We start from the raw sequence: 447 nt of genomic DNA, 5'->3' as shown, positions 1-447 counted from the left end.
AGGCTGATATGATGTGGTTTACTGAATTTGGCCACCTGAGCAGAGGTGATATGCTCACCTCAGAACAACGCAGGTGTCATAATGAAAATAAGAAATTCCAGCACAGAGTTTAAACGCTAATCAGCTCAACTGGTCGATGACCAGAACTACACCGTGGCAGATGCAGCCAGCGCTATGGATGTCGGCCTTTCCACAATGACGCGATGGGTGAAACAATTACGTGATGAACGGCAGGGCAAAACACCAAAAGCCTCCCCCATTACCCCGGAACAAATTGAAATCCGTGAGCTCAGGAAAAAGCTACAACGTATTGAAATGGAAAATGACATATTAAAAAAGGCTACCTCGCTCTTGATGTCAGACTCCCTGAACAGTTCTCGATACTCGGGAAACTCAGGGCGCGTTATCCTGTGGCCACTCTCTGCCATGTGTTCGGGGTTCATCGCA

At 47.7% G+C, this 447-nt stretch carries 1 pseudogene; it reads left to right on the top strand.

Going from position 1 to position 447, the window contains the following annotated elements:
* Positions 1–129: 129 nt before the first annotated feature.
* Positions 130–447: pseudogene (locus F0Q32_RS25855) on the top strand (transposase); the annotation flags it as partial.

Origin of the sequence: Pseudocitrobacter sp. 73 (assembly GCF_008369545.1) — a bacterium.
Taxonomy (GTDB): domain Bacteria; phylum Pseudomonadota; class Gammaproteobacteria; order Enterobacterales; family Enterobacteriaceae; genus Pseudocitrobacter; species Pseudocitrobacter vendiensis.
Note: the sequence above shows the minus strand (reverse complement) of the source record. Positions and strands in the feature narration are given on the sequence as shown.